General features: G+C 74.1%; 22 protein-coding genes. 17 read left to right on the top strand and 5 right to left on the bottom strand.

Annotated elements, in window-relative coordinates; translation table 11 throughout:
- Positions 1-250: 250 nt before the first annotated feature.
- Both HLA93_RS16500 and HLA93_RS16495 read right to left on the bottom strand, forming a co-directional pair.
- A complete protein-coding gene (locus tag HLA93_RS16500) occupies positions 251-916 on the bottom strand; it encodes a DUF2461 domain-containing protein (protein ID WP_222195498.1) in 666 nt (221 codons plus the stop codon).
- The gene (locus HLA93_RS16495) at positions 913-1,521 is read right to left on the bottom strand and encodes a GNAT family N-acetyltransferase (protein ID WP_222195497.1); all 609 of its coding nucleotides are present in this window, start codon (positions 1,519-1,521) and stop codon (positions 913-915) included. The genes HLA93_RS16500 and HLA93_RS16495 overlap by 4 nt, the downstream gene beginning before the upstream one ends.
- Before the next feature lie 68 nt (positions 1,522-1,589).
- Here HLA93_RS16495 and HLA93_RS16490 point away from each other — a divergent pair, with 68 nt between their 5' ends.
- The 7 genes from HLA93_RS16490 to HLA93_RS16460 all read left to right on the top strand — a co-directional run bounded on the left by HLA93_RS16490 (position 1,590) and on the right by HLA93_RS16460 (position 9,282).
- Positions 1,590-2,798, top strand: a complete 1,209-nt coding sequence (locus HLA93_RS16490; RefSeq protein WP_222195496.1) for a winged helix-turn-helix domain-containing protein — start codon at positions 1,590-1,592, stop codon at positions 2,796-2,798.
- An 81-nt stretch (positions 2,799-2,879) separates the two neighbouring features.
- Complete coding sequence (gene thyX / locus HLA93_RS16485) at positions 2,880-3,632, top strand: FAD-dependent thymidylate synthase (protein WP_222195495.1); 753 nt, start codon at positions 2,880-2,882, stop codon at positions 3,630-3,632.
- 83 nt (positions 3,633-3,715) lie between these two features.
- Entirely contained in the window at positions 3,716-4,537 is an 822-nt protein-coding gene (locus HLA93_RS16480; protein WP_222195494.1) for a thymidylate synthase, read from the top strand.
- Positions 4,534-5,127 (top strand): dihydrofolate reductase, encoded by a 594-nt coding sequence (locus HLA93_RS16475; RefSeq protein WP_308128186.1) that lies wholly within the window; start codon positions 4,534-4,536, stop codon positions 5,125-5,127. The genes HLA93_RS16480 and HLA93_RS16475 overlap by 4 nt, the downstream gene beginning before the upstream one ends.
- A gap of 9 nt (positions 5,128-5,136) precedes the next feature.
- On the top strand, positions 5,137-6,033 hold the full coding sequence (gene dapA / locus HLA93_RS16470) for a 4-hydroxy-tetrahydrodipicolinate synthase (RefSeq protein WP_222195493.1): 897 nt from the start codon (positions 5,137-5,139) through the stop codon (positions 6,031-6,033).
- A complete protein-coding gene (locus HLA93_RS16465) occupies positions 6,030-7,739 on the top strand; it encodes a ribonuclease J (protein WP_308128185.1) in 1,710 nt (569 codons plus the stop codon). Before dapA ends, HLA93_RS16465 begins: the two co-directional genes overlap by 4 nt.
- 217 nt (positions 7,740-7,956) lie before the next feature.
- Positions 7,957-9,282, top strand: a complete 1,326-nt coding sequence (locus tag HLA93_RS16460) for a right-handed parallel beta-helix repeat-containing protein (protein ID WP_222195492.1) — start codon at positions 7,957-7,959, stop codon at positions 9,280-9,282.
- A gap of 142 nt (positions 9,283-9,424) precedes the next feature.
- On the opposite strand, the gene HLA93_RS16455 is transcribed toward HLA93_RS16460, so the two are convergent.
- The 3 genes from HLA93_RS16455 to HLA93_RS16445 form a co-directional block, all read right to left on the bottom strand.
- Positions 9,425-10,108, bottom strand: coding sequence for an anti-sigma factor family protein (locus HLA93_RS16455; RefSeq protein ID WP_222195491.1), 684 nt, complete (start codon positions 10,106-10,108; stop codon positions 9,425-9,427).
- Complete coding sequence (locus tag HLA93_RS16450; RefSeq protein WP_222195490.1) at positions 10,105-10,641, bottom strand: sigma-70 family RNA polymerase sigma factor; 537 nt, start codon at positions 10,639-10,641, stop codon at positions 10,105-10,107. Before HLA93_RS16450 ends, HLA93_RS16455 begins: the two co-directional genes overlap by 4 nt.
- 106 nt (positions 10,642-10,747) lie before the next feature.
- Positions 10,748-12,706 carry a S9 family peptidase gene (locus HLA93_RS16445; protein WP_222195489.1) on the bottom strand — a complete coding sequence of 653 codons (1,959 nt, stop codon included), beginning with the start codon at positions 12,704-12,706 and terminating at the stop codon, positions 10,748-10,750.
- A gap of 83 nt (positions 12,707-12,789) precedes the next feature.
- On the opposite strand from HLA93_RS16445, the gene HLA93_RS16440 reads away from it, so the two are divergent.
- The 10 genes from HLA93_RS16440 to HLA93_RS16395 all read left to right on the top strand — a co-directional run bounded on the left by HLA93_RS16440 (position 12,790) and on the right by HLA93_RS16395 (position 24,448).
- On the top strand, positions 12,790-15,312 hold the full coding sequence (locus HLA93_RS16440) for a DNA translocase FtsK (RefSeq protein ID WP_222195488.1): 2,523 nt from the start codon (positions 12,790-12,792) through the stop codon (positions 15,310-15,312).
- A 114-nt stretch (positions 15,313-15,426) separates the two neighbouring features.
- Positions 15,427-16,932, top strand: coding sequence for a 30S ribosomal protein S12 methylthiotransferase RimO (rimO, locus tag HLA93_RS16435; protein WP_308128184.1), 1,506 nt, complete (start codon positions 15,427-15,429; stop codon positions 16,930-16,932).
- 4 nt (positions 16,933-16,936) lie between these two features.
- Entirely contained in the window at positions 16,937-17,626 is a 690-nt protein-coding gene (pgsA, locus tag HLA93_RS16430; protein WP_222195487.1) for a CDP-diacylglycerol--glycerol-3-phosphate 3-phosphatidyltransferase, read from the top strand.
- Positions 17,623-18,162, top strand: coding sequence for a CinA family protein (locus HLA93_RS16425; protein WP_222195486.1), 540 nt, complete (start codon positions 17,623-17,625; stop codon positions 18,160-18,162). Before pgsA ends, HLA93_RS16425 begins: the two co-directional genes overlap by 4 nt.
- Before the next feature lie 154 nt (positions 18,163-18,316).
- Entirely contained in the window at positions 18,317-18,754 is a 438-nt protein-coding gene (locus HLA93_RS16420) for a helix-turn-helix domain-containing protein (protein WP_222195485.1), read from the top strand.
- A gap of 197 nt (positions 18,755-18,951) precedes the next feature.
- Entirely contained in the window at positions 18,952-19,749 is a 798-nt protein-coding gene (locus HLA93_RS21155) for a TetR/AcrR family transcriptional regulator (protein WP_246626814.1), read from the top strand.
- A gap of 198 nt (positions 19,750-19,947) precedes the next feature.
- Positions 19,948-21,177 carry a DUF4032 domain-containing protein gene (locus tag HLA93_RS16410; protein ID WP_222195484.1) on the top strand — a complete coding sequence of 410 codons (1,230 nt, stop codon included), beginning with the start codon at positions 19,948-19,950 and terminating at the stop codon, positions 21,175-21,177.
- Between the two features lie 120 nt (positions 21,178-21,297).
- Entirely contained in the window at positions 21,298-22,656 is a 1,359-nt protein-coding gene (locus HLA93_RS16405; RefSeq protein ID WP_222195483.1) for an extracellular solute-binding protein, read from the top strand.
- Positions 22,653-23,615, top strand: coding sequence for a carbohydrate ABC transporter permease (locus HLA93_RS16400; RefSeq protein WP_222195482.1), 963 nt, complete (start codon positions 22,653-22,655; stop codon positions 23,613-23,615). The genes HLA93_RS16405 and HLA93_RS16400 overlap by 4 nt, the downstream gene beginning before the upstream one ends.
- Positions 23,615-24,448: a carbohydrate ABC transporter permease gene (locus HLA93_RS16395; protein WP_222195481.1), complete on the top strand. Its 834-nt coding sequence runs from the start codon at positions 23,615-23,617 to the stop codon at positions 24,446-24,448. The genes HLA93_RS16400 and HLA93_RS16395 overlap by 1 nt, the downstream gene beginning before the upstream one ends.
- The last annotated feature ends 31 nt before the right edge of the window (positions 24,449-24,479 follow it).

The raw sequence follows: 24,479 nt of genomic DNA, 5'->3' as shown, positions 1-24,479 counted from the left end.
TAAGCCTTTCAGCGCCGATGGTACTGCCCGGGGGACCGGGTGGGAGAGTAGGACGCCGCCGGACATAACTCCCAGGAACGGGGTCACAGCTACGGCTGTGACCCCGTTTCTGCATTCCCGGGATCAGTTCGGGTGTCGGGTGGCGACGTCCGCGCCGAGCCGTCGGTGCAGTCGCAGTGGCAGTGGCCGGTCGCCCTCGATGGGCAGGGCCCACGGCCGGGGCTCCATTGGCGTCACGTGACGCTTGGTCTCAGCGCCGCCGGTCAGGAGGCGCCGTGGACGCGCCGACGTTGTCCGCCAGCCACTGGTTCAGCGCGCCGAACCGGCGCCAGCTGTCGCGGACCCGGTCGAGCGCGGTCCGGGTGTGCAGCCAGTCCTCCGGCGTCCACTGCTGGGAGGCGTGCAACGACCTGTGCCGGAGGAGCTCGATCCGCGGGTGGTCGGCGGGGTAGCCGCGCGGGGTCCGGACGAGCTGGTCGCCCTCGATCGCGAACCCCTCCTCCCGCAGCTGGCTCACCACCCGGGCGAGCTGAGCGCCCTGGACGGCGTCGTCCACGGCACGGCGGTAGCGCTCCACCTGGTCCGGCTGCAGCCGCCAGCACCCGCCCGACACCCGCAGCCCGTCGGCGGACACCTGGACGTACACCGAGCCCGTTCCCCGGCCGTCTCGGTGCAGGACGGCGCCCTGGTGCGTCTTGTACGGGGTCTTGTCGTGGCTGAACCGGACGTCCCGGTAGGGGCGGAACAGCTTCGCCGTCCCGAACTCCGGCGCCAGCTCGTCGGCCAGCGCCTGCATCGGTGCCCGGACGTGCTGCTCCCAGAGGTGACGGTGCTGCGCCCAGTAGGTCCTGCTGTTGTCGGCCTCGAGGCCCTCGTAGAAGACCAGTCCCTCGTCGGGGAAGCCGGAGAAGGTCACTGCGCTCCTCGTTCGTCGTCCAGGATGGTGTGCCAGCGGGTCTGGCGCAGCGGGGTCCCGCCGGTGTCCAGCGTCCGCACCCAGCCGTCGGGTGCCCAGCCGGCGGCGGTCAGGAACCGGCTGGTCACCTCGTCGGCCTCGGGCACCCACATCTGCAGCCGGGCCGCCCCGGCGGCCGAGGTCAGGTCGACCACCGCGGCCAGCAGCCGGCTCCCGTGCCCGCGCCGGCCCCACCGCGGCTCGACCAGCAGCGTCACCAGCTCGCTGGTCGGCCCGCCGCGGAACGGCTCCTCGTCCGCCGTCTGTTCTGCGGGGCCGTGGGCGGCGAACCCCGCCACGGTGCCCCCGTCGAGGGCGACGAGCACCCCGTGCCCCGGTGTCGGTGGGGCGACCACCGCGGTGCGCCAGGCGCCGGCGGCCGCCTCGTCGTCCCAGTCGTCGAGGACCTCGGGTGGCAGGACGGCCCGGTAGGCGGTGCGCCAGGTGACCAGCTGCACCCGGGCCAGCTCCGGGGCGTCCGCCGCGGTCGCGGGCCGGACCGAGACGTCGGCGCGGCCGGGGAGCCCGCGTCCCGCGGGGAGGTCCGGCCGTCCGGGGAGGTCCACCCGGGCAGCCTAGGTGGCCGTCGGTCCGGTGCAGCGAGCGTCGTACCCCCACGGCAGGATCGGTGCCCGTGACGACGTCCGCGGAACGGCTGCCCGCCGCCCTGGCCCGGCGGGTGGCCCTGGCGGCCCAGGGCTTCGCCGAGCCACGGCCGGCCGGCGTCGTCGGCACCCGCCAGCTGCGCCGGACGGCGGAACGGCTGGTGGTGGTCCAGATCGACTCGGTCAACGTGCTGTCCCGGTCGCACTACCTGCCGTACTTCAGCCGGCTGGGGGCCTATGACCGGTCGGCGCTGGACGGGCTGTCCGCACGACGGCACGAGTTGTTCGAGTACTGGGCGCACGAGGCGTCGTTCCTCCCCGTGCACCTGCAGCCGTACCTGCGCTGGCGGATGGCGGCGGCCGAGCAGCACGCCTGGGGCAACATGGTCCGGATCCAGCGGGAGCGCCCCGGCTACGTCGCCCAGGTGCTCGACCGGGTCCGCGACGGCGGCCCGCTCAGGGCCAGCGAGCTGATGGAGCCGCGGCCGGACCGCCCCGGCTCCATGTGGAACTGGCACGCCGGCAAGGTGGCGCTCGAGTGGCTGTTCTACACCGGCGTGCTCACCGCCCGGCATCGGACCGCCGGTTTCGAACGGGTCTACGACCTGACCGAGCGGGTGCTGCCCGCGGCCGTCGTGCAGACGCCCACCCCCGACCGCGACGAGGCGTTCCGCGAGCTGGTGCGGACGGCCGCCCGCGCGCTGGGCGTGGCCACCGAGACCGACCTGCGCGACTACTTCCGGCTGCCGCCGGCCGACGCGCGGACGGCGATCGCCGAGCTGGCCGACGCCGGGGAGCTCCAGCCGGTCGAGGTCGCCGGCTGGGGCCGTCCGGCGTGGGCCCACCCAGAGGCCCGGCGCCCGCGCTGGATCCGGGCCCGCGCCCTCCTCAGCCCGTTCGACTCGCTGGTGTGGGAGCGGCCGCGGGTGGAGCGCATCTTCGGCTTCCGGTACCGGCTGGAGATCTACACCCCCGCGGAGAAGCGGGTGCACGGCTACTACGTGCTGCCGTTCCTGCTGGGCGACCGGCTGGTGGCCCGGGTGGACCTCAAGGCCGACCGGAAGGCCGGTGTGCTGCAGGTGCAGGCGGCCCACGCCGAGGCCGGGGTCGGCGCCGCGGAGGTGGCGTCCGAGCTGGCCGCCGAGCTCCGGTCGATGGCCGACTGGATGGCACTGGAGGACGTCGGGGTGGCCGATCGGGGCGACCTGGCGCCGGACCTGCGCGTTGCGGTGGGCTGACCGGCTGGGGCCGCTGGTGCTGGTGTCGCCCCCGGGGCCGCGGGAGCGAGGACGGCGAGCGCGGCACCGTACCCTCGACGCGTGCCCGCCATCGCCCCGCTGAAGGTGCAGGTCGTCGCGCAGACGCAGTTCACCCCGCCGGCGGACGTGCCGTGGGAGACCGACGCCGAGGGCGGCCAGGCGCTCGCCGAGTTCGCCGGACGTGCCTGCTACCAGTCCTGGGACAAGCCGAACCCTGCGACGGCGACCAACCGCGGGTACCTGCGGCACATCCTGGAGGTCGGGCACCTCTCGGTGCTGGAGCACGGCACCGTCTCGATGTACCTGACCGGGGTCTCGCGGTCGCTGACGCACGAGCTGATCCGGCACCGGCACTTCTCCTACAGCCAGCTGTCCCAGCGCTACGTGCCCGAGTCCGACGCCGCCGTGGTCGAGCCCGCGGTCATCGCCGAGGACCCGGAGCTGCACGCGGCCTTCCTGGCCGCCACCGACGCCGCGGTGGCCGCCTACACCGACCTGCTCGAGGGGCTGGAGCGGCGCCTCGCCGGCGTCCCGAACGCCGCGCTGCGCCGCAAGCAGGCCCGGCAGGCCGCCCGGTCGGTGCTGCCCAACGCCACCGAGACCCGGATCGTCGTCACCGGCAACTACCGGGCGTGGCGGCACTTCGTCGCCATGCGGGCCAGCGAGCACGCCGACGTGGAGATCCGTGAGCTCGCCGTCGCCTGCCTGCGCGAGCTGCAGCGGGTGGCCCCGCACGTCTTCGAGGACTTCCGGGTCAGCCGGCTGGCCGACGGGACGGCGGTCGCCGCCAGCCCGTTCGTCGCCGAAGGCTGACCGGACCGCCCAGCCGAGGGCTGACCACACCACCCACCCGGGTCCGGAGCTCCCGGACCCACAGGACGCGACGAGGAGTCGACATGGCCGAGGTGGCCGTCCAGCAGCAGGTCGACACGCAGTACGAGGACCTGCTCCGCCGGGTGCTGGAGACCGGGGCGCCGAAGGACGACCGCACCGGCACCGGCACGCTCAGCCTGTTCGGCGAGCGGCTGCGCTACGACCTGTCCGCCTCCTTCCCGCTGGTGACGACGAAGTCGGTGCACTTCAAGTCGATCGCCTACGAGCTGCTGTGGTTCCTGCGCGGCGAGGGCAACGTCGGCTGGCTCAAGGAGCACGGCGTCTCCATCTGGGACGAGTGGGCCGCCGAGGACGGCAGCCTGGGGCCGGTCTACGGCGTGCAGTGGCGGTCCTGGCCCACGCCGGACGGCGGGTCGATCGACCAGCTCTCCGCCGTCCTGGAGACCCTGCGCACCGACCCGGACTCGCGGCGCATGGTGGTCTCGGCCTGGAACGTCGCCGCGCTGCCGGAGATGGCGCTGGCGCCCTGCCACGCGCTCTTCCAGTTCCACGTCGCCGACGGCAAGCTGTCGTGCCAGCTGTACCAGCGCAGCGCCGACCTGTTCCTCGGCGTCCCGTTCAACATCGCCAGCTACGCGCTGCTGACCCGGATGGTCGCCCAGCAGGTGGGCCTGAAGCCGGGCGACCTCATCTGGGTGGGCGGGGACTGCCACATCTACCGCAACCACCTGCCGCAGGTGCGCGAGCAGCTCTCCCGGGAGGTGCTGCCGTTCCCGCGGCTGGAGATCGACCCGGCGCCCTCGCTGTTCGACCACCGCTACGAGGACTTCCACGTCCTCGACTACCGGCACCACCCGGCGATCCGCGGTGCGGTGGCCGTGTGACCGAACGGGGCGCGGTCCGGATGGTCTGGGCGCAGGCGGCTGGCGGCGTCATCGGCGTGGACGGCGCACTGCCCTGGCACCTGCCGGAGGACCTGCGGTTGTTCAAGGCGCTCACCCTCGGGTCGACGGTGGTGATGGGCCGACGCACGTGGGAGTCGCTGCCGCCGCGGGTCCGGCCGCTGCCGGGGCGCCGCAACCTGGTGCTGAGCTCCACGCTGGACGTGGCGGAGCCGGGGGCGGAGGTCGTCCGGTCGGTGGAGGACGTGCTGGCGCGGGGCGAGAACCTCTGGGTGATCGGCGGTGGTGGCGTGTACGCGGCGTTCCTGCCGCACGCCGACGAGGTGGTGGTCACCGAGGTCGACGCGCAGCTGCCGGGGGACACCTGGGCGCCGGTGCTCGGGCCGGACTGGGTGCCGGGCGTGCGGCTGCCGGCGACCGGCTGGGCGGAGTCGGCCGGTGGGCTGCCGTTCCGGGTCTCCCAGTGGCGGCGGTCGGCCACCGGGGCGGACCCGGTGTCCGGGGTGCTGGCCGAGCAGGCGGGCGCGTGGACCGGCGGTGGGCGGTCCGGCGGCGTCGGGAGCGGCCGGTAGATTCCAGGCATGTCCACCGACCCCGCACGGCCGTTCGGGCGCGTGCTGACGGCCATGGTCACGCCCCTCGCCGAGGACGGCACGATCGACCTGGCCGGCGCGCAGCAGCTGGCCTCGCACCTGGTCGACCGGCAGGCCAACGACGGGCTCGTCGTCTTCGGGACGACGGGGGAGTCGCCGACCATCAGCGACAGCGAGCAGCACGCCGTGCTGGAGGCGGTGCTGGACGCCGTCGGTGACCGGGCGACGGTGATCGCCGGCGTGGGCACCAACGACACCGCGCACTCGATCGAGAAGGCACAGTCCGCGGCCCGGCTGGGCGTGCACGGTCTGCTCGTCGTGACCCCGTACTACAACAGGCCCCCGCAGGCCGGCCTGCTGCGGCACTTCACCGCGGTCGCGGACTCCACCGACCTGCCGGTGATGCTCTACGACATCCCGCCGCGGTCGGTGGTGCCGATCGAGGTCGAGACGCTGGTCCGCGCGGCCGAGCACCCGAACATCGTCGCGGTGAAGGACGCCAAGGCCGACCTGGGCGCGGTCATGTGGACCCTGGCCCGCACCGACCTGGCCTACTACTCCGGCGAGGACATGCTGAACCTCCCGCTGCTCGCGGCCGGTGCGGTCGGCGTGGTCAGCGTGGTCAGCCACCTGGTCGGCACCCGGCTGGCCGAGCTGATCGCCGCGGTCGAGGACGGTGACCTGGTGAGGGCCCGCGCGGTGAACGAGAGCCTGCTGCCGGTCTACACCGGGGTCTTCCGCACCCAGGGCACGATCATGGTCAAGGCAGCGCTGCGCGAGCTCGGGCTGCCGTCCGGCCCGGTCCGCCCGCCGCTGGTCGACGCCACCCCCGAGGAGCTGGCCCAGCTGCGCGCCGACCTCGCCGCCGGGGGCGTGGCGCTGTGACGGCGACCGCGGCCCCCGCGCTGCAGCCGCACCTGGACCTCAAGGCACCCCCGCCGCTGCCGCCGGGCGGCCTGCGGGTGATGGCCCTCGGCGGGCTCGGCGAGATCGGTCGCAACATGGCCGTGCTCGAGTTCGACGGGAAGCTGCTGGTCATCGACTGCGGGGTGCTCTTCCCCGAGGCCGAGCAGCCCGGCGTCGACCTGATCCTCCCGGACTTCGGGGTCATCGAGCACCGGCTGGACGAGATCACCGCCGTCGTCCTCACCCACGGGCACGAGGACCACATCGGCGCGATCCCCTACCTGCTGCGGCTGCGCGCCGACATCCCGCTGGTCGGCTCCCGGTTCACCCTGGCGCTGGTCAAGGCCAAGCTGCGCGAGCACCGGATCGACCCGGTGCTGGTCGAGGTCGCCGCCGGCGACGACCACCTGGCCGGGCCCTTCCACTGCGAGTTCATCAGCGTCAACCACTCGATCCCCGACGCGCTCGCCGTCGCCGTGCACACGCCGGCCGGCACGCTGGTGCACACCGGCGACTTCAAGATGGACCAGCTCCCGCTGGACGGCGTCCTCACCGACCTCGGCGCCTTCGCCCGGCTCGGTGTCGCGGGCATCGACCTGCTGCTGGCCGACTCGACCAACGCCGAGGTGCCCGGCTTCGTCACCTCCGAGCGGAACATCGGCCCGGTGCTGGACTCGGTGTTCGAGCGGGCCACCCAGCGGCTGATCGTCTCCAGCTTCGCCAGTCACGTGCACCGCATCCAGCAGGTGCTCGACTGCGCGGTCAAGCACGGCCGCAAGGTCGCCCTGGTCGGCCGGTCGATGGTGCGCAACATGGGCGTCGCGCAGGACCTCGGGCTGCTGCGGGTCGCCCCCGGGCTGATGGTGAAGCTGGACGAGGCGACGTCGATGCCCCCGGAGCAGGTGGTGCTGATCAGCACCGGGTCGCAGGGTGAGCCGCTCTCGGCGCTGGGCCGGATGGCGCGGGGCGACCACCACCAGGTCACCATCGAGGCCGGCGACACGATCATCCTGGCGTCGTCCCTGGTGCCCGGGAACGAGACCGCCGTCTACAAGGTCATCAACGGCCTGGCCCGGCTGGGCGCCACCGTGGTGCACAAGGAGACGGCGATGGTGCACGTCTCCGGGCACGCCCCCGCCGGCGAGCTCCGCACCCTGATCAACGTCGCCAAGCCCCGCTACCTGATGCCGGTGCACGGCGAGTGGCGGCACCTGCGGGCGCACGCCGCGCTGGCCGAGCAGACCGGCATGACCCGCGACCGCATCCTGCTGGCCGAGGACGGCGTGGTCGTCGACCTCGTCGACGGCAAGGCCTCGATCGTGGGCAGCGTGCCGATCGGCAACGTCTACGTCGACGGACTCAACGTCGGCGACGTCGGCGAGGAGTCGCTGCAGGCCCGGCGGATCCTCGGTGACGAGGGCTTCGTCGCGGTCACCGTGGTCGTGGAGCCCTCGACCCGGACGATCGTGCGGCCGGTGCACCTGTCGACCCGGGGCTTCTCCGACGACCCGACCGCCTTCAACGAGGTGCTCGCCCGGGTGGACGAGGAGCTGCGGCGGGCGCTGGAGGACGAGCAGGTCGACGCCCACCGGCTGTCCCAGGTGATCCGCCGGACGGTCGGCAAGTGGGTGTCGGACACCTACCGTCGCCGCCCGATGATCATCCCGACGGTCCTCGAGGTCTGAGCGGGACCTCTCACCACGGGTCGCCCGCGAGGCACGCTCCCGGCGCGTCCGGGTGCGCCTCCGGGGACGGCCGGTAGCGGCGCGCCGCCCGCGCCGGCCGTCGGGCCGTCCCGGCCCGCATCCCCGCCCTCCGGTCGAACGCCGGTCGCCCGGCTGCCGTATCCCTCTGCGTCGGTGCTCGGACGCCGGCGACCGCGATCCACGAGGGAGACGACAGATGCGCACCAGATCACTGGCCGGTGCCGCGGCGTCGGCGTTCGCGCTGAGCCTGCTGGCCACCACCCCGGCCTCGGCCCACGAGTCACGACCCACCGGCGAGGGCGGCCGGGGTCTCTCGGTGACCACCACCGTGGACAGCACCGACGCCCGGCCCGGTGACGGGACGTGTGCCGACGCGTCGGGACGCTGCTCGCTCCGGGCCGCGGTCCAGGAGGCGAACGCGTCCGGTGGCGGCTCCGTCGTCCTCGGGCAGGGCACCTACCGGCTCACGCTGCGGGGCACCGGCGAGGACGCCGCGGCGACCGGCGACCTCGACGTCACGTCCCGGGTCGTCCTGGACGGTCGGGGAGCGCGGATCGACGGCCAGCGCCTGGACCGGGTGCTCGACGTGCTGGCCGGCGGATCGCTGACGCTGCGGGACCTCACCGTGTCCGGTGGCGCGGCGCAGGGCACCGGTCTCCCGGCGTCCGGTGGCGGGGTGCGCAACGCCGGCACGCTCGCCGTCGACCGCAGCACCGTCACCGGCAACTCGGCTGTCCGGGCCGGTGGTGGGATCGAGGCGTCGCCGGGCTCCACCACGACCATCGACCGCTCGACGCTGTCGGGCAACAGCACCGGTGCAGGGCCGGGCAACGGCGGCGGCCTGCACCTGACCGGCGCCGGCACCGTCCGTGTCGAGCGCAGCACCGTCTCGGGCAACACGGCCGCCTCCGAGGGCGGCGGCCTGTGGAACTCGGGTGCGGGGACCATGACCGTGGACCGGACCACCGTGTCCGGCAACACCGCCAGCGGCGCCGAGGCCACCATGGGCGGTGGCGGCCTGTTCCAGGAGGCCGGCCCGACGGGCACGCTGACCGTCACGCGCTCCGAGGTCACCGGCAACGTCGCCGACGGTGCGGCCGGCTCCGGCGGGGGGATCCTCAACGACCAGGCGACGCTCGTCGTCGAGCGGACCCGGGTCGAGGGCAACTCGGCGGTCCGGGCCGGTGGCGGCATCGAGGCGAACGTGGGCCGGACGACCCTGGAGCGCACCGAGCTGACCGGCAACGTCACCGGAGCGGGCCCGGGCAACGGCGGCGGGCTGCACCTCACCGGTGCTGGGACCGTCCGCATCGACCGCGGTCAGGTGACCGGCAACCGGGCCGCCAACGACGGCGGTGGGCTGTGGAACTCCCCGACCGGCACGATGACGGTGACGCGGACGACGATCCGGGGCAACACCGCCGGCGGCGAGGGTGACGACGTCTACCAGGAGGTCGGCCCCGGCGGCACGGCGACCGGCACCTTCACCGTCGACGGGCAGCGCGTCCCCGCCGGCGGCTGACCACACGGGCGTCCCCACGCATCGGCCGGACCGGCCGGCACCTGCCGACCGGTCCGGCCGACGCGTGTGACGCGCCGGGCCGAGCACCGCCCCGGGCCGCCGGACCCCGTCGGGAGCGGCTGCCGCCGCGTCACCGCAGCGGTCAGAAGGTGGAGCTGAGCACGACCGCGCCGGAGGCGTCCAGCACCGCGAAGCCGGCGGCGTCCTCCCGGAGCACCGAGGAGTTGAGGTTGCAGTCGAGCTGCTCGGCGCCCACGCCGATGAACTGCCCGGCCGGGACGTCGCGGCCGGCCTCGTCGAGCACGGTGACCCGGTACACCTGCCCGGCGGTGAACCCGGCACCGGACAGCTTCACCTCCACGCCCCAGGTGTGCGGGACGACGTCGGCGGTCGCGCGGACCCCCTCGGCGACCACCGCCACCGCCACCGGCTCCAGCGGCGGGGCCGGCGGAAGCGGTCGGCTCAGCCAGCCCGCGCCGAAGGCCACCGCGGCGACCACCGCGGCGGCAGCGGCCGCCGCCCACCGGGTGCGGCGGGCGCGCCGGGCGGCCAGGTCGACCGGACCCGGGCCGGCCGCGGCGATCCGGGCCAGCACGGCGTCGGCCAGCTCCGGCGGCGGGGCGGGCAGGTCGTCGAGCCGGTCGGGGTCGACGCCGGCCAGCCGCCCGGTGAGCGGGGTCAGCTCGGCGAGCTCGGCCCGGCAGGCAGCGCAGCCGTCGAGGTGGGCCCGGACCGCGGCGCGCTCCTCGGGGGTGCCGTGCCCCAGGGCGTAGACCCCCAGCTGCTCGCGCAGCCGCCGGTGGGCGTCCCGCGGCTGATCGGTCACGGCTCCACTCCCATCTCCTCCATCGCCAGGCGCAGGGCCTTCAACCCGTAGAACACCCGGCTGCGCAGTGTGCCCACCGGGATGCCGAGCTCGGCGGCGACCTCGGCGTGCGGCCGGCCGCGCAGGTGCGTCTGCACGATCGCCGTCCGGTGCTCGGGCCCGATCCGTCGCAGTGCCTCCTCCACCACCCAGGCGTCGACCAGCCGCTCGTCCGGGCCGGCCTCACCGGCCGGCGGCAGGTCGGTGCCGTCGGTGAGGTCCCGTTGCCACGGCCGGACGGCGAAGCGGCGGGCCTCGTCGACGACCACGTTGCGGGCGATGGCGAACAGCCAGGTGCGCAGGCTGGCCAGCTGCGGGTCGTAGGAGCGCTCGGCGCGCCAGGCCCGCAGGAACACCTCCTGGACGACGTCCTGGGCGGCCCCGCCGTCACCCAGCTGCCGCAGGGCGAAGCGGTAGAGCTCCGGGCCGTGCGCGGCGTAGGCCGCCTGCACGTCCAGGACCTCGGCCTGAGCCGTTCCTCGGTGGCGCCCCATCGCGCTCCCTCGCCGGACCGTCGGGACGCCCCCGGTGGGCTCCGCCGCAGGACATACGCACCCGGCGGCCGATCGGTTCACCGGGCGCGGGCGGCTCCCGGCGGTCTCACCGGACGACGGTGACCGGGATGATGCCCTCCTCTGCCGGGAGCGGGAAGCCGAGCACCTGGGCGTAGAAGGACAGCTCGCCGTCCAGGGCGGTGCGGATGTTCTCGGCCTTGCGGAACCCGTGCTGCTCACCGGCGAACAGCACGTAGGCGTGCGGCACGCCCTTGGCCCGCAGTGCGGCGACCATCATCTCCGCCTGTGCCGGCGGCACCACCTCGTCCTCGTCGCCCTGGAAGACCGCGAGCGGGGTGTCGAGGGCGTCGGTGGAGTGGATCGGGGAGCGCTCGGCGTAGACGTCGGCACCCGCGGGCCACGGCGCGATGAGGCCGTCGAGGTAGCGCGACTCGAACGAGTGGGTGTCCGCGGCGAGTGCGGCCAGGTCGGCGACGCCGTAGTGGCTGGCCCCCGCGGCGAAGACCCCCGGGCGGAAGGTCAGCGCGGCGAGGGTGGTGTAGCCCCCGGCGGAGCCGCCGCGGATCGCCATCCGGGCCGGGTCCACCCGCAGGCCCGCCGGGCCGTCCCCGGAGGACAGGTACCGGGCGCAGGCGACCACGTCGTCCAGGTCGGCGATGCCCCACTGCCCCTTCAGCGCCTCGCGGTAGCGGCGGCCGTAGCCGGTCGAGCCGCGGTAGTCGACGTCGGCGACGGCGAACCCGCGGGACGTCCAGTACTGCACGCCCAGGTCCAGCACCGACCGGGCGGCCGCGGTCGGCCCACCGTGCACGAGCACGAGCAGCGGCGGCAGCTCGCCGTCGGGGGCGGAGACCTCCGGGTTGGTCGGCGGGTAGACCAGCGCGTGGGCCTCGGCGACCCCGCTGGGGCCGGGCTCCGTCGGGAAGGTGACGTGCACCGGGCGGGAGAACCAGGCCGGGTCGACCCCCAGCTCCCGGGCCGGGCGCAGCACGTCGGCGCGGCCGCCGTCCAGGCCGACGCGCAGCACGACCGGCTCGGACGCCGGGCCGCCGGCCACGCACACGACCGCGTCCCCGGCCGCCCGGACCTGCCCGAACGACGTCTGCTCCGTCGGCAGCTCCCGGACCGTGCCGTCGGGCTCCAGCACGGCGAGCCGGTCGGCGCCGTCCCGGCCGTAGGCGAGCACCACCCGGCCGTCGCCGGTCAGGTCGAACCGGCTCTGCCCGAACACCCACTGCGGACCGGCGATGTCGCTGCCGGCGTCGAACACCAGCTCGACCTCACCGTGCGGGCGGCGCCGGTACAGCGCCCAGACGTCGGTGCGGTCGGCGAGGAACCACAGCGTGCCGTCCGCGCCCCAGACCGGCTGGACGACGGACTCGCCGGAGCCGCCGGCCAGGACGTGGTCGGTGCCGTCGGCGGCGCGGACCACCAGCCCTGCTGCGTCCCAGGGCATGTCCGGGTGCTGCCACTGCAGCCAGCACAGCGTCACCCCGTCGGGCGCCCGCCGCGGGTCGGAGACGAAGTCGCTGCCCGAGACCAGCACGTCGACTGCGCCGTCGGCGCCGACCCGGACCACCTCGTGCACGACATCGGCCGAGGCGCCGCTGGAGGAGTGGGTCTCCCGGACCGCCAGCACCCCGTCGCCGTCGGCGGAGAGGTCGGCGAACCGGACGCCGGCCGCGATGGCCGGCTCGGGGGTGACGGCGACCGGCTCGGCGCTGCCGGGGGCGACCCGGTACAGCCGCTGGTCGGCGTAGGAGGTGAACCAGACGGTGCCGGCGGCCACGGTCCATGCGCCGCCGCCGTACTCGTGCACCCGGGTGCGGGCGTTCCAGGGGGCGGCGAGCAGGTCGGCCGTCGTCCCGTCGGGGGAGCGGCGGACGAGCACGGTGCGCCCGCCCTCGCTGGGCCGGCCCTCGGCCCACCAGACGTCGTCCCCGTCGACGACCACCTCGCCGAGCCGGGCGGCCGCCCGCACCACCAGCTCGGAGGTGATCGGGGTCGGCCAGCTGCCGGAGGGGAGGATCCGCGGAGAGGTCACGGGGATCACGCTAGCCAGCCCGGCGGGCGGACACGCGGCTCAGGATCGTCCAGCTGGACGCTCAGGGGCCGTACCGTCGACGCATGCCTGCTCGCGCGACGACGTCGAACCGGGCGCCGGCTCGTGGGAGCGGCTCCTCGCGGCCCCGCGCCGCCGGCTCCACCGCCAAGAAGCGCCCCCCGGCCAAGCGCGGCGGTTCCACCGCCGCGCGCCGGCCGGCGCCGAAGAAGAAGCAGGGCACCCTCGCCGGGAGCCTGTGGCGCGGCGCGTCCGGCGCCTGGGGTCTGCTGGCCAAGGGCGCCGGTGGCCTGGCCCGGTCGGTGGCCCGACCGGAGGAGACCGAGCCGCTGGGCCCCGAGCACCGCCGCGACGGGGTCGGCCTCGCCGTCCTGGGGCTGGCGATCGTGCTGGGCGCGGCCACCTGGACCTCCGGCATCGGCCCGGTGGGGGAGGGGCTGGCCAACGGCGTCCGCTTCGCCATCGGCGCGCTGACCGCCGTCCTGCCCGTCGTCCTGCTGCTGGTCGCCCTGCGGCTGCTGCGGCACCCCCCGCGCCCGGAGGCCCGCGGTCGGCTGATGATCGGCTGGCTGTGCGTCGTCGCCGCCGTCGTCGGCACCGCCCACGTCACCGGGCCCGACGTCGACGACGCCGACCGCTCCGGTGCCGGCGGCCTGCTCGGCTGGGCGGTGGGCACACCGCTGACCGCCGGTGTGGGCCCGGTGGTCACCGTGCTGCTGCTGGTGCTGCTGGCCTTCTTCGGGCTGCTGGTGGTCACCGCCACCCCGGTGCACCAGGTGCCCGAGCGGCTGCGCGAGTGGGTCGACCGCCAGCTGGGCCGCGACGACGACGAGTACGACGACTACGACGAGTACGAGGACGAGGAGCCGGAGGAGGAGCCGGCCCCCCGCAGTCGCAAGGGCCGCAAGGCCGCCGCGGCCGCCTCCGTGCAGGACACCCTGGACACCGGGGTGATCGACGTCGGCGCGCTGGACGAGGCGCCGGAGGCCGTCGTCCACGAGCCGCCTCCGCCGCCGGAGCCGGTCCGCCGGCCGGCCGTGGTTGACCGCACCGCCCCGCCGGAGGACCTGCCGCCGATCGAGGAGCCCGAGCAGCTCCGGATCCAGCCGGTCGAGGGCAGCTACACGCTGCCCTCGGTCAGCGTGCTGCGCCCTGGCACCCCGCCGCGGGCCAAGTCCAAGGCCAACGACGTCGCCATCGAGGCGATCACCGGCGTGCTCGAGCAGTTCAACATCGACGCCGCGGTCACCAGCTACACCCGCGGTCCGACGGTGACCCGCTACGAGATCGAGCTGGGCAACGCGGTCAAGGTCGAGAAGATCACCGCGCTGACCAAGAACCTCGCCTACGCCGTGGCCAACGACAACATCCGCATCCTGGCGCCCATCCCGGGCAAGTCCGCGGTCGGCGTCGAGGTGCCCAACACCGACCGCGAGACGGTCAGCCTCGGCGACGTCATGCGCTCCCAGGTGGCCAAGCAGGACCCGCACCCGATGCTGGTCGGCCTGGGCAAGGACATCGAGGGCGGGTTCGTCTGCGCCAACCTGGCGAAGATGCCGCACCTGCTGGTCGCCGGCGCCACCGGTGCCGGTAAGTCCAGCTGCATCAACTCGCTGCTGACCTCGCTGCTGCTGCGGGCCACCCCCGACCAGCTGCGGATGATCCTGGTCGACCCGAAGATGGTCGAGCTCACGCCCTACGACGGCATCCCGCACCTGATCACGCCGATCATCACCGACCCCAAGAAGGCCGCCACCGCGCTGGCCTGGCTGGTCGAGGAGATGGAGCAGCGCTACCAGGACATGCGGTCGACCGGCGTCCGGCACATCGACGACTTCAACAAGAAGGTCGAGCGCGGCGAGATCACCACCCCGCCCGGCAGCGAGCGCGTCTACCAGCCCTACCCCTACATCCTCACCATCGTCGACGAGCTCGCCGACCTGATGATGGTCGCCCCGCGGGACGTCGAGGAGTCGATCGTCCGGATCACCCAGAAGGCCCGTGCCGCCGGCATCCACCTGGTGCTGGCGACCCAGCGGCCCTCGGTCGACGTCGTCACCGGCCTGATCAAGGCCAACGTGCCCTCCCGGCTGGCCTTCTCCACCTCCAGCCTCACCGACAGCCGGGTCATCCTCGACCAGCCGGGCGCGGAGAAGCTGATCGGCATGGGTGACGCCCTCTTCCTGCCCATCGGTGCGGGCAAGCCGATGCGCGTGCAGGGCGCCTACGTCTCCGACGCCGAGATCGAGGCGGTCGTCGAGTTCACCAAGCGGCAGGCCGAGCCGGAGTACCGCGAGGAGGTCTTCACCGCCGCGGCGGGGGAGAAGAAGGAGATCGACGAGGACGTCGGCGGCGACATGGAGCTGCTGGTCCAGGCGATCGAGCTGGTGGTCACCAGCCAGTTCGGCTCCACCTCGATGCTGCAGCGCAAGCTGCGGGTCGGCTTCGCCAAGGCCGGGCGGCTGATGGACCTGATGGAGAGCCGCGGCATCGTCGGGCCCTCGGAGGGCTCCAAGGCCCGCGACGTCCTGGTCAAGCCCGACGAGCTGGAGTCGACCCTGTTCGTGCTGCGCGGCGGCGGCGAGTAGTCGGAGGACCTGCCTGCCCCCACGTGCCCCGGCAGGCAGGCCGGACGGGACGAGGCCGGGGCTCCCCGGTGCGGGGCCCCCGGTCGCACCCCGTACGGCGCATAGGATGGACAGGTGCCAGCTCTGCCCCGTCCCATGACCTCCCCTGAAGGGCAGCAGCTCGCCGCTGGCTCCTCCGGATCGCCGCGGCGGGTCGCCGTCGTCACCCTGGGCTGCGCCCGGAACGAGGTCGACTCCGAGGAGCTCGCCGGCCGGCTGGCCGGCGACGGCTACGAACTGGTGGCCGACGCCGAGGACGCCGACGCGGTCCTGGTGAACACCTGCGGCTTCATCGAGAGCGCCAAGAAGGACTCGGTCGACGCGATCCTCGCCGCCACCGACTCCGGTGCCGAGGTGATCGCCGTGGGCTGCATGGCCGAGCGGTACGGCTCCGAGCTGGCCGGGGCGCTGCCGGAGGCCACGGTGCTCGGCTTCGACGACTACGGCGCCATCGGGGACCGGCTCGACGACGTGCTGGCCGGCCGCCCGCTCGTGCCGCACACCCCGACCGACCGGCGCACCCTGCTGCCGATCAGCCCGGCGCAGCGCACGGCGGCCGTCCAGGCCCCCGACGCCCCGGCCATCCCCGGGCACGACTGGCTGCGCCGCAAGCGGCTGGCCAGCGGGCCTTCCGCGGCGCTGAAGATCGCCTCCGGCTGTGACCGGCGGTGTGCCTTCTGCGCCATCCCGGCGTTCCGCGGGTCGTTCGTCTCCCGGCCGGCCACCGAGGTGCTGGGCGAGGCGCAGTGGCTGGCCTCCCAGGGCGTCACCGAGATCGTGCTGGTGAGCGAGAACTCCACCTCCTACGGCAAGGACGTCGGCGACCTGCGGTCGCTGGAGAAGCTGCTCCCCGCGCTGGCCGCCGTCGAGGGCATCGTGCGGGTGCGGGTGGCGTACCTGCAGCCGGCCGAGCTGCGGCCCGGTCTGCTCGAGGTCATCGCCGGCACCCCTGGTGTGGCCCCCTACTTCGACCTGTCCTTCCAGCACTCCTCCCCGACGCTGCTGCGCCGGATGCGGCGCTTCGGGGGCACCGAGGACTTCCTCGGCATCATCGAGCGAGCCCGGTCGCTGGCGCCGGGAGCCGGCTTCCGCACCAACGTCATCCTCGGCTTCCCCGGCGAGACCGAGGACGACGTCGCCGAGCTGGAGCGCTTCCTCACCGAGGGCCGGCTCGACGCGGTCGGGGTGTTCGGCTACTCCGACGAGGATGGCACCGAGGCGCTCGGCCTGCCCGGGAAGCTGGACCAGGAGGAGATCGACGCCCGCGTCCGGCGGATCACCGACCTGGTCGAGGAGCTGACCGCACAGCGGGCGGAGGAGCGCATCGGCAGCACCGTCGAGGTGCTGCTCACCGACGACCTCTCCGGCGTGACCGAGCCGGGCACCTGGGGCGGGCACGCCGCCCACCAGGACCCGGACGCCGACGGCACCACGACGGTGAGCGGGGTGCCGGCCGGCGCCGTCGCCGGCCAGGTCGTCACGGCCGAGGTGGTCGACACCGAGGGCGTGGACTTGGTCGCCCGCGCGCTGCCCGCGCCGTCCGGACTGCCTGCCCCGATCGCCGTAGCGGCCGGGGTCTGAGTCGATGAGTGCGGTGGTACCGGAGGGGGCGGCCGACCCGGCGGCCACGCCACCGCAGACCGCGCGCCTGGTGAACCTGCCCAACGCCCTCACGCTGCTGCGGCTGGCCGTCGTGCCGCTGTTCGCGTTGCTGCTGTTCAGCGAGGACGGCATGGACGACGCCCGGCGCGGCTGGGCGACGCTGTTCTTCGCCCTGGCGATCATCACCGACCGGTACGACGGCATGATCGCCCGCCGGCGCAACCAGGTCACCGAGTTCGGCAAGCTCGCCGACCCGATCGCGGACAAGGCGCTGACCGGCACCGCGCTGATCGGGCTGTCGGTGCTGGCGCTGCTGCCCTGGTGGGTGACGCTGACGATCCTGGTCCGCGAGGTCGGGGTGACGCTGCTGCGGTTCTGGGTGATCCGGCACGGGGTGATCGCCGCCAGCCGCGGCGGCAAGGCCAAGACGGTGCTGCAGGCCCTGGCCATCGGCATGTACATCCTGCCGATGAGCGGGGTGTTCGCCTCGGCCCGCTGGTGGGTGATGGCCGCCGCGCTCGTGCTCACCGTCGTGACCGGGCTGGACTACGTCTACCGGGCGCTCACCCTGCGCCGCACCAGTGCCCGGGCGATGCAGGCCGCGGCTGCCCGGCGGGCCGCGGCCGGTGACGAGCGGGCCGCCGGTCAGGAGCGCCGGGACGACGCCGCGTGAGCGCCCCCGCGGAGCCGGGGACCGCCCTGGTCGCCCAGCGGCTGCACGAGGCGCTGCTCGTCCGCGGTGAGACCGTGGCCGCCGCCGAGTCGCTGACCGCGGGCCTGTTCTGCGCCACCCTCGCCGAGGTGCCCGGCGCGAGCGCCACGCTGCGCGGCGGTGCCGTCGTCTACGCCACCGACCTGAAGACGACGCTGGCCGGGGTGGCGCCGGAGCTGCTGGCCGCGCACGGGCCGGTGAGCGAGCCGACCGCGGCAGCGCTGGCCGAGGGCGTCCGGAGCCGCTGCTCGGCCACCTGGGGCGTCGGGCTGACCGGGGTGGCCGGACCCGACCCGGTGGACGGGCACGGGCCAGGCCGGGTGTACCTGGGGCTGAGCGACGGCGTGCTCACCGTGGTGCACGAACTGGACCTGCCCGGCGACCGCGCGGCGGTGCGGGCGGGTGCGGTGCGGGAGGCGGTGCAGCGGCTGCTGGCCCGGCTGGTCGAGCACCCCGTGCCGCCGCCGTCCGGGGCGGCGGAGGGCGGGAAGCGGTGAGCGGGCGGGGGCGTTACGCCATCAGCGGACGTGCCCCGACCGGGACGGTGACCAGGGTCATCGCCGCGTACGGTGAGCACACGGTGTCCCCGGCCGGTCCGGTGGTCACCGCTGCCTCGTTCGACCTGCTCGGAAGAGTGGACAGGAGACGGCCATGACGCTGCTGCGCACCCAGCTCGGCACCACGCTGCGGGGGCACCGGCTGCGGCAGCGGCGCACACTGCGCGACGTCTCGGGCGCGGCCCGGGTCAGCCTGGGCTACCTCTCCGAGGTCGAGCGCGGGCAGAAGGAGGCCTCCTCCGAGCTGCTGGCGTCCATCTGCGACGCCCTGGACGTCGAGCTGGCCGACCTGCTGGCCGAGGTCAGCCTGGAGATGCGGCTGGCCGAGCCGAGCCGCCCGGTGCGGCAGGTCGCCCTGGCCCGGCCGGGCAGCCGCGAGGACGACGCCGCGGACACCCCCCAGGTCGACGAGGCCGCCCCGCACACGGCGGTCGAGGCGCCGGTCGCCGAGCCGGCCCTCGCGCTGGTCGGCGGCGGCCAGCCGGCCCGCTCCGCCGGCCGCCGCCGCGGCGCCGTCTCCCTCGCTGCCTGAACGAGGACCCCCTCGCCCCCCACTCCTCGCACGCTCGTGGTGGGCCCCTGCGAGGGGGCCGTCCTGTCCACGAGCTGAGGCGGCCGGGCCGGTCACGGGGCCGATGATCCGTCCACGGCGGGCCTCGGCGCGCGACACGATCTTCGCTCGGTGTCCACCTCCTTGACCCAGTGCGACCGGGAGGGCACAAAGTGTCCATGTCTTCCCCGGGATCCCGCTCGCAGTTGCCGCCGCACCCCTCCCTCCCGGTGCCGACCGCCGGCCGCGGCGGGGTCACCGTGCTGGCGGCCGACGCCGCCGAGGCGGCCGCCGCCGAGGCCGCCGCGGTCCACGGTCAGCACCTCACCACCCCGGTGCCCTCCGGTGCGGCCCTGATGCAGCCCCCGGCCCCCGGCCACCAGTTCACCGCGCCGGTGCCGTCGCTCGCCGTCGCCGTCCCCGCGCCGCGGACCACCCCGGCGCCGCCCCGCACGGAGGGACGCCGGTCCGCCCCCCGCACCGGGGTCGCGATGAGCCGCACCCGCCGCGGGCTGCTCTCCGGCGCCCGCACCGCCTTCGCCGAGCGGGGGGTCAAGAAGACCACCATGCAGCACGTGGCCGCCGCCGCCGGCGTCGCCAAGGCCACGCTGTACAACCACTTCCGCACCAAGGACGACGTGGCGCACGCGCTGATCGCCTTCGAGCTGGACCGGCTCGCCGCGCTGGCCGCCGAGCTGCCGCTGACCGTCGCGGTGCCGGCGCTGGCCGAGGAGGTCGGCGGGCACCCGGTGCTGCGCCGGCTGGCCGAGACCGAGCCGGAGACCCTGGTGCAGATGATGGCGCTGGACGCCGTCCGCTGGGGCGACGTGGTGAGCACGCTGGGTGCCTCGCTGCGGATCTCCCGCCCGGAGGCCGAGCTGGTCTGCCGCTGGCTGCTCGGGCTGGTGCTCCAGCCGGGCACAGTGCAGGAGCGCGCCGCCCAGGCCGCCGTCGTCACCGGACAGCTCGTCGGCTGACCCCGGCGGTGCCCGCAGGGTGCTCCCGACGTCGGGAGCACCCTGGGGCGCCCGCGGCCGAGCGGGCCGGCCGGGGGCGCCGGGGGCCCCGCCCCCGGCCACCATGGCAGGGTGACCGCAGGACGCCACTGGAGGCGCTGACGGCCGTGCCAGGACCGGGGAGGGACATCCCCGGTCGATCGACATCCGGAGCGCGCGATGCGGTACCTGTTCCGACCCCCGGCCGCCGAGGCGGCGGGGCTGCTGACCCTGCCCTGGCACCAGCCGCTGGAGGAGTGGGACGAGGACCTGCTGCTCGAGGTCCCGCAGCGGGGCATCTCCCGGCACGTCGTGCGGTTCACCGCCAGCGAGGGCCGGGTCTACGCGCTGAAGGAGATCGCCGAGCCGCTGGCCCGGCACGAGTACGCGCTGCTGACGGAGTTCGAGGGCGAGGGTCTGCCCTCGGTGTCGGTGCTCGGCATCTGCTTCGACCGGCCCGACGACCAGCAGGCCATCCTCGTCACCCGCTACCTCGAGTACTCGATGTCCTACCGCTACCTGTTCTCCGGGCCGCGGGCCGAGCAGGCGCCCGAGCAGCTGCTGGACACCCTGGTCCAGCTGCTCGTGCGGCTGCACCTGGCCGGCGTCTACTGGGGTGACTGCTCGCTGTCGAACACGCTGTTCCGCCCCGACGCCGGCACCTACACCGCCTACCTGGTCGACGCCGAGACCGCCGAGCGGCACGGGTCGCTGTCGCCCCGCAAGCGGGCCTACGACGTCGAGCTCGCCCGGGAGCGGGTGGGCGCGGAGCTGATGGACCTGGCCGCCGGTGAGCTGCTGCCGGAGGAGATCGACCCGATCGAGGTGGCCAACGCCCTCCCGGGCCGGTACGAGGCGCTGTGGGACGAGGTCACCCGCGAGGAGGTCTTCCGCGCCGACGAGCAGGCCTACCGGGTGGCCGAGCGGGTGCAGCGGATCAACGAGCTGGGCTTCGACGTGGGGGAGATCGAGCTGGTCACCTCCGCCGAGGGCGCCCGGTTGCGGGTGGAGACCCGGGTGGCCGAGCCGGGGCAGCACCGGCGCGAGCTGGTGCGGCTGACCGGGCTGCAGGTGCAGGAGAACCAGGCGCTGCGCCTGCTCAACGACCTGCGCTCCTTCCGTGCCTACCTCGAGCAGCGCCGCGGCGAGCCGGTGCCCGAGACCGTCGCCGCGCACCGCTGGCTGACCGAGGTCTACCTGCCGGTGGTCCACGCCGTCCCGCCCGAGCTGGCCGGCCGGCTCGAGCCGGCGGAGTTCTTCCACGAGGTGCTGGAGCACCGCTGGTTCCTGTCCGAGCGGGCCGGCTTCGACGTCGGCACCTGGGCCGCGGTGCGCTCCTACGTGCAGTACGTGCTGCCCCGCACCCCGCGTGAGGTGACCACGCCGTCGGTGATCGCCGCGCGTTCCTGACCCCGTCTCCCGCTGGTCACCGCTGCGTCTCGCTCCGGTTGACACTCCCTGTGGGCTGGGCCACTCTCCGATGTCCACGGCGACGACGAGGTCGCTGCGGGTGAACGGAGGCGGTGGCCGGTGCCGGACGTCAGCTGGGTCGGAGACGACGGAGGACGGGCAGGGCGGGCCGGGCCGCTCCGGTCGCGCCGGGTGCGCCGGGCGCTCGCCGGTGCGGCCGCGGCCGGGGTGCTGGCCTCGACGCTGGCCGGGTGCGGCAGCGACGACGGCGGCGTCCCGACGCTCACCTGGTACACCAACCCCGACTCGGGCGGGCAGGCGGAGATCGCCGCGCGCTGCACCGACGAGGCGGGCGGGCGCTACCGGATCGAGACGTCGGTGCTGCCGCGTGAGGCGTCCGAGCAGCGCGAGCAGCTGATCCGCCGGCTGGCCGCCAATGACGCCTCGATCGACATCATGAGCCTGGACCCGCCGTTCATCCCGGAGTTCGCCGAGGCGGGGTTCCTCGCACCGGTCCCCGAGGACGTCGCCGAGCGGGTCACCGAGGACGTGGTGGACAGCGCCATCGAGGGCTCCACCTGGGACGACGAGCTGGTCGCCGTCCCGTTCTGGGCGAACACCCAGCTGCTCTGGTACCGGGAGTCGGTGGCCGAGGCGGCCGGGCTGGACATGACCCAGCCGGTGACCTGGGACCAGATCGTCCAGGCGGCCCAGGAGCAGGACGTGCGCGTCGGTGTCCAGGGCATCCGTGCGGAGGCACTGACGGTCTGGTTCAACGCGCTGATCGAGTCGGCGGGCGGTTCGATCATCGCCGAGAACTCCACCGACCCCTCGCAGATCCAGCTCGGCCTGACGTCCGACGCCGGCCGCCGGGCCACCGAGGTGATGCGGGACATCGCCACCAGCGGCACCGCCGGGCCGGCGCTGTCCACGGCGAACGAGGACTCGACGGCGACCGCGTTCGAGAGCCCCGAGGGCGGGTTCAACGTCAACTACCCGTTCGTCTACCCGCGGGCGCTGGCGGCGGTCGAGGCCGGGACGATGGAGGCGTCGGTCCCGGAGGACTACGGCTGGGCGATCTACCCCCGGGTGGACGCCGAGACCGAGGCCGCCCCGCCCTACGGCGGGATCAACCTGGGCGTCGGTGCCTTCAGCCAGAACGTCGACCTCGCCTACGAGGCGACCGAGTGCATCACCTCGACGGAGAACCAGGCGTACTACTTCACCACCAACGGCAACCCGGCGTCGGACACCGCGGTGTACGACGACCCGGAGGTGCTGGAGCAGTTCCCGATGGCGCCGACCATCCGTGACTCCCTCGAGCTCGCCGCACCGCGGCCGCAGACGCCGTACTACAGCGAGGTGTCCGGCGGCATCCAGCGGGTCTACCACCCGCCGTCGTCGGTCGACCCGCAGGAGACCCCGGAGGCGGCGACCGACCTGATCACCGCCGTGCTGCGGAAGGAGCAGCTGCTGTGACGCAGACGACGCTGCCCCCGGTGGAGAAGACCCAGCCGGTCTCCGCCCCCGGCGGGACGACGAGCGACCGGGCCCGGAGCGAGCGGAAGCTCGGCTGGTTGCTGGCCGGCCCGGCCCTGGCGGTCATGCTGCTGGTGACCGCCTACCCGATCGCCCAGGCGGTCTACGACTCGCTGTTCGACTTCCGGTTGACCGACCCGGACAACCGGTCGTTCACCGGCCTGTCGAACTACGGCGTGATCTTGTCCGACTGGCTGTGGTGGCGGTCGTTGCTGGTCACCGGGTTCATCACGCTGGTGACCGTCGCCGTCGAGCTGGTGCTCGGCTTCGCGCTGGCGATGGTGATGGCCAAGGCGCTCAGCACGATCCGGCCGGTGCTCCGGGCGGCGATCCTCATCCCCTACGCCGTCATCACCGTGGTGTCGGCCTTCGCGTGGCAGTTCGCCTTCGACATCCAGACCGGCTTCATCAACTCGTGGTTCTCCTTCCTCCCCGGCATCGGGGAGGACACGGACTGGTTCGGCGGCACCTGGACCTCGCTGCTGGTCATCTGCCTGGCCGAGATCTGGAAGACCACGCCGTTCATCTCGCTGCTCCTGCTGGCCGGGCTCGCCCAGGTGCCGGAGGTGCTGCAGGAGGCGGCGAAGGTCGACGGCGCGACCTGGTGGCAGCGGATGCGCCGGGTCACCCTGCCCAACATGAAGGCCGCGATCATGGTGGCCCTGCTGTTCCGCACCCTGGACGCGTTCCGCGTCTTCGACAGCATCTTCATCATGACCGGCGGGGCGAACGCGACCGAGTCGGTCTCCTTCCTGGCCTACCGGCAGACCATCTCGCGGTTGGAGATCGGGCTGGGGTCGGCGGTCTCGGTCCTGCTGTTCCTGGCGGTCGTCTTCATCGCGATGAGCTTCATCAAGGGCTTCAAGGTCGACCTGTCCCAGTCGAGGGGGGAAGGCTGATGTCGGGCAAGGAGAAGGCCTGGTGGGGCGTCGCCGGTGTGGCGATCGTCCTCTATGCGCTGGCGCCGATCGCCTGGATCGTGTCGCTGTCGTTCAAGGCGCCCAGCGACCTGAACAACGGCGACTTCCTGCCGACGAACGCGACCACGGACAACTACTCGCTGATCCTCACCGGTGGGGCCAGCGACCTGTTCCTGCCGGCGTTGCGCAACTCGTTCGGCATCTGCCTGATCGCCACGGCGATCTCCTGCCTGCTGGCCATGTTCGCGGCCTACGCGATCGCCCGGCTCGACTTCCCGGGGAAGAAGTTCATCCTCGGGACGGCGCTCGCGGTGGCGATCTTCCCGGTGATCTCGATCGTCACGCCGTTGTTCAACCTGTGGCGCAACATCGGGCTCTACGACACCTGGCCCGGGCTGATCATCCCGTACCTGTCGCTCACGCTGCCGATCTCCATCTGGACGATGTCCGCCTTCTTCCGGGAGATCCCCTGGGAGATGGAGCAGGCGGCCCAGGTGGACGGCGCCACCACCTGGCAGGCCTTCCGCAAGGTGATCGTCCCGCTGGCCGCACCCGGGGTGTTCACCACGGCGATCATCGCGTTCTTCATCGCCTGGAACGACTTCGTGTACGGGATCTCGCTGACCTCCACCGAGGACGCCCGACCGGTCCCGGCGGCGCTGGGGCTGTTCTCCGGTGCCTCCCAGTTCGAGGACCCCACCGGGGCGATCGCCGCGGCCGCGGTCATCGTCACCATCCCGGTCGTCGTCCTGGTCCTGCTCTTCCAGCGGCGCATCGTCGCCGGCCTCACCAACGGCGCCGTCAAGGGCTGACGCCCTCCCGCCGACCCATGCTGATCGCGAA

The sequence above is a fragment of the Modestobacter italicus genome, from assembly GCF_019799965.1.
GTDB lineage: Bacteria > Actinomycetota > Actinomycetes > Mycobacteriales > Geodermatophilaceae > Modestobacter > Modestobacter italicus_A.
This window is presented reverse-complemented; position numbering and strand designations above follow the sequence as displayed.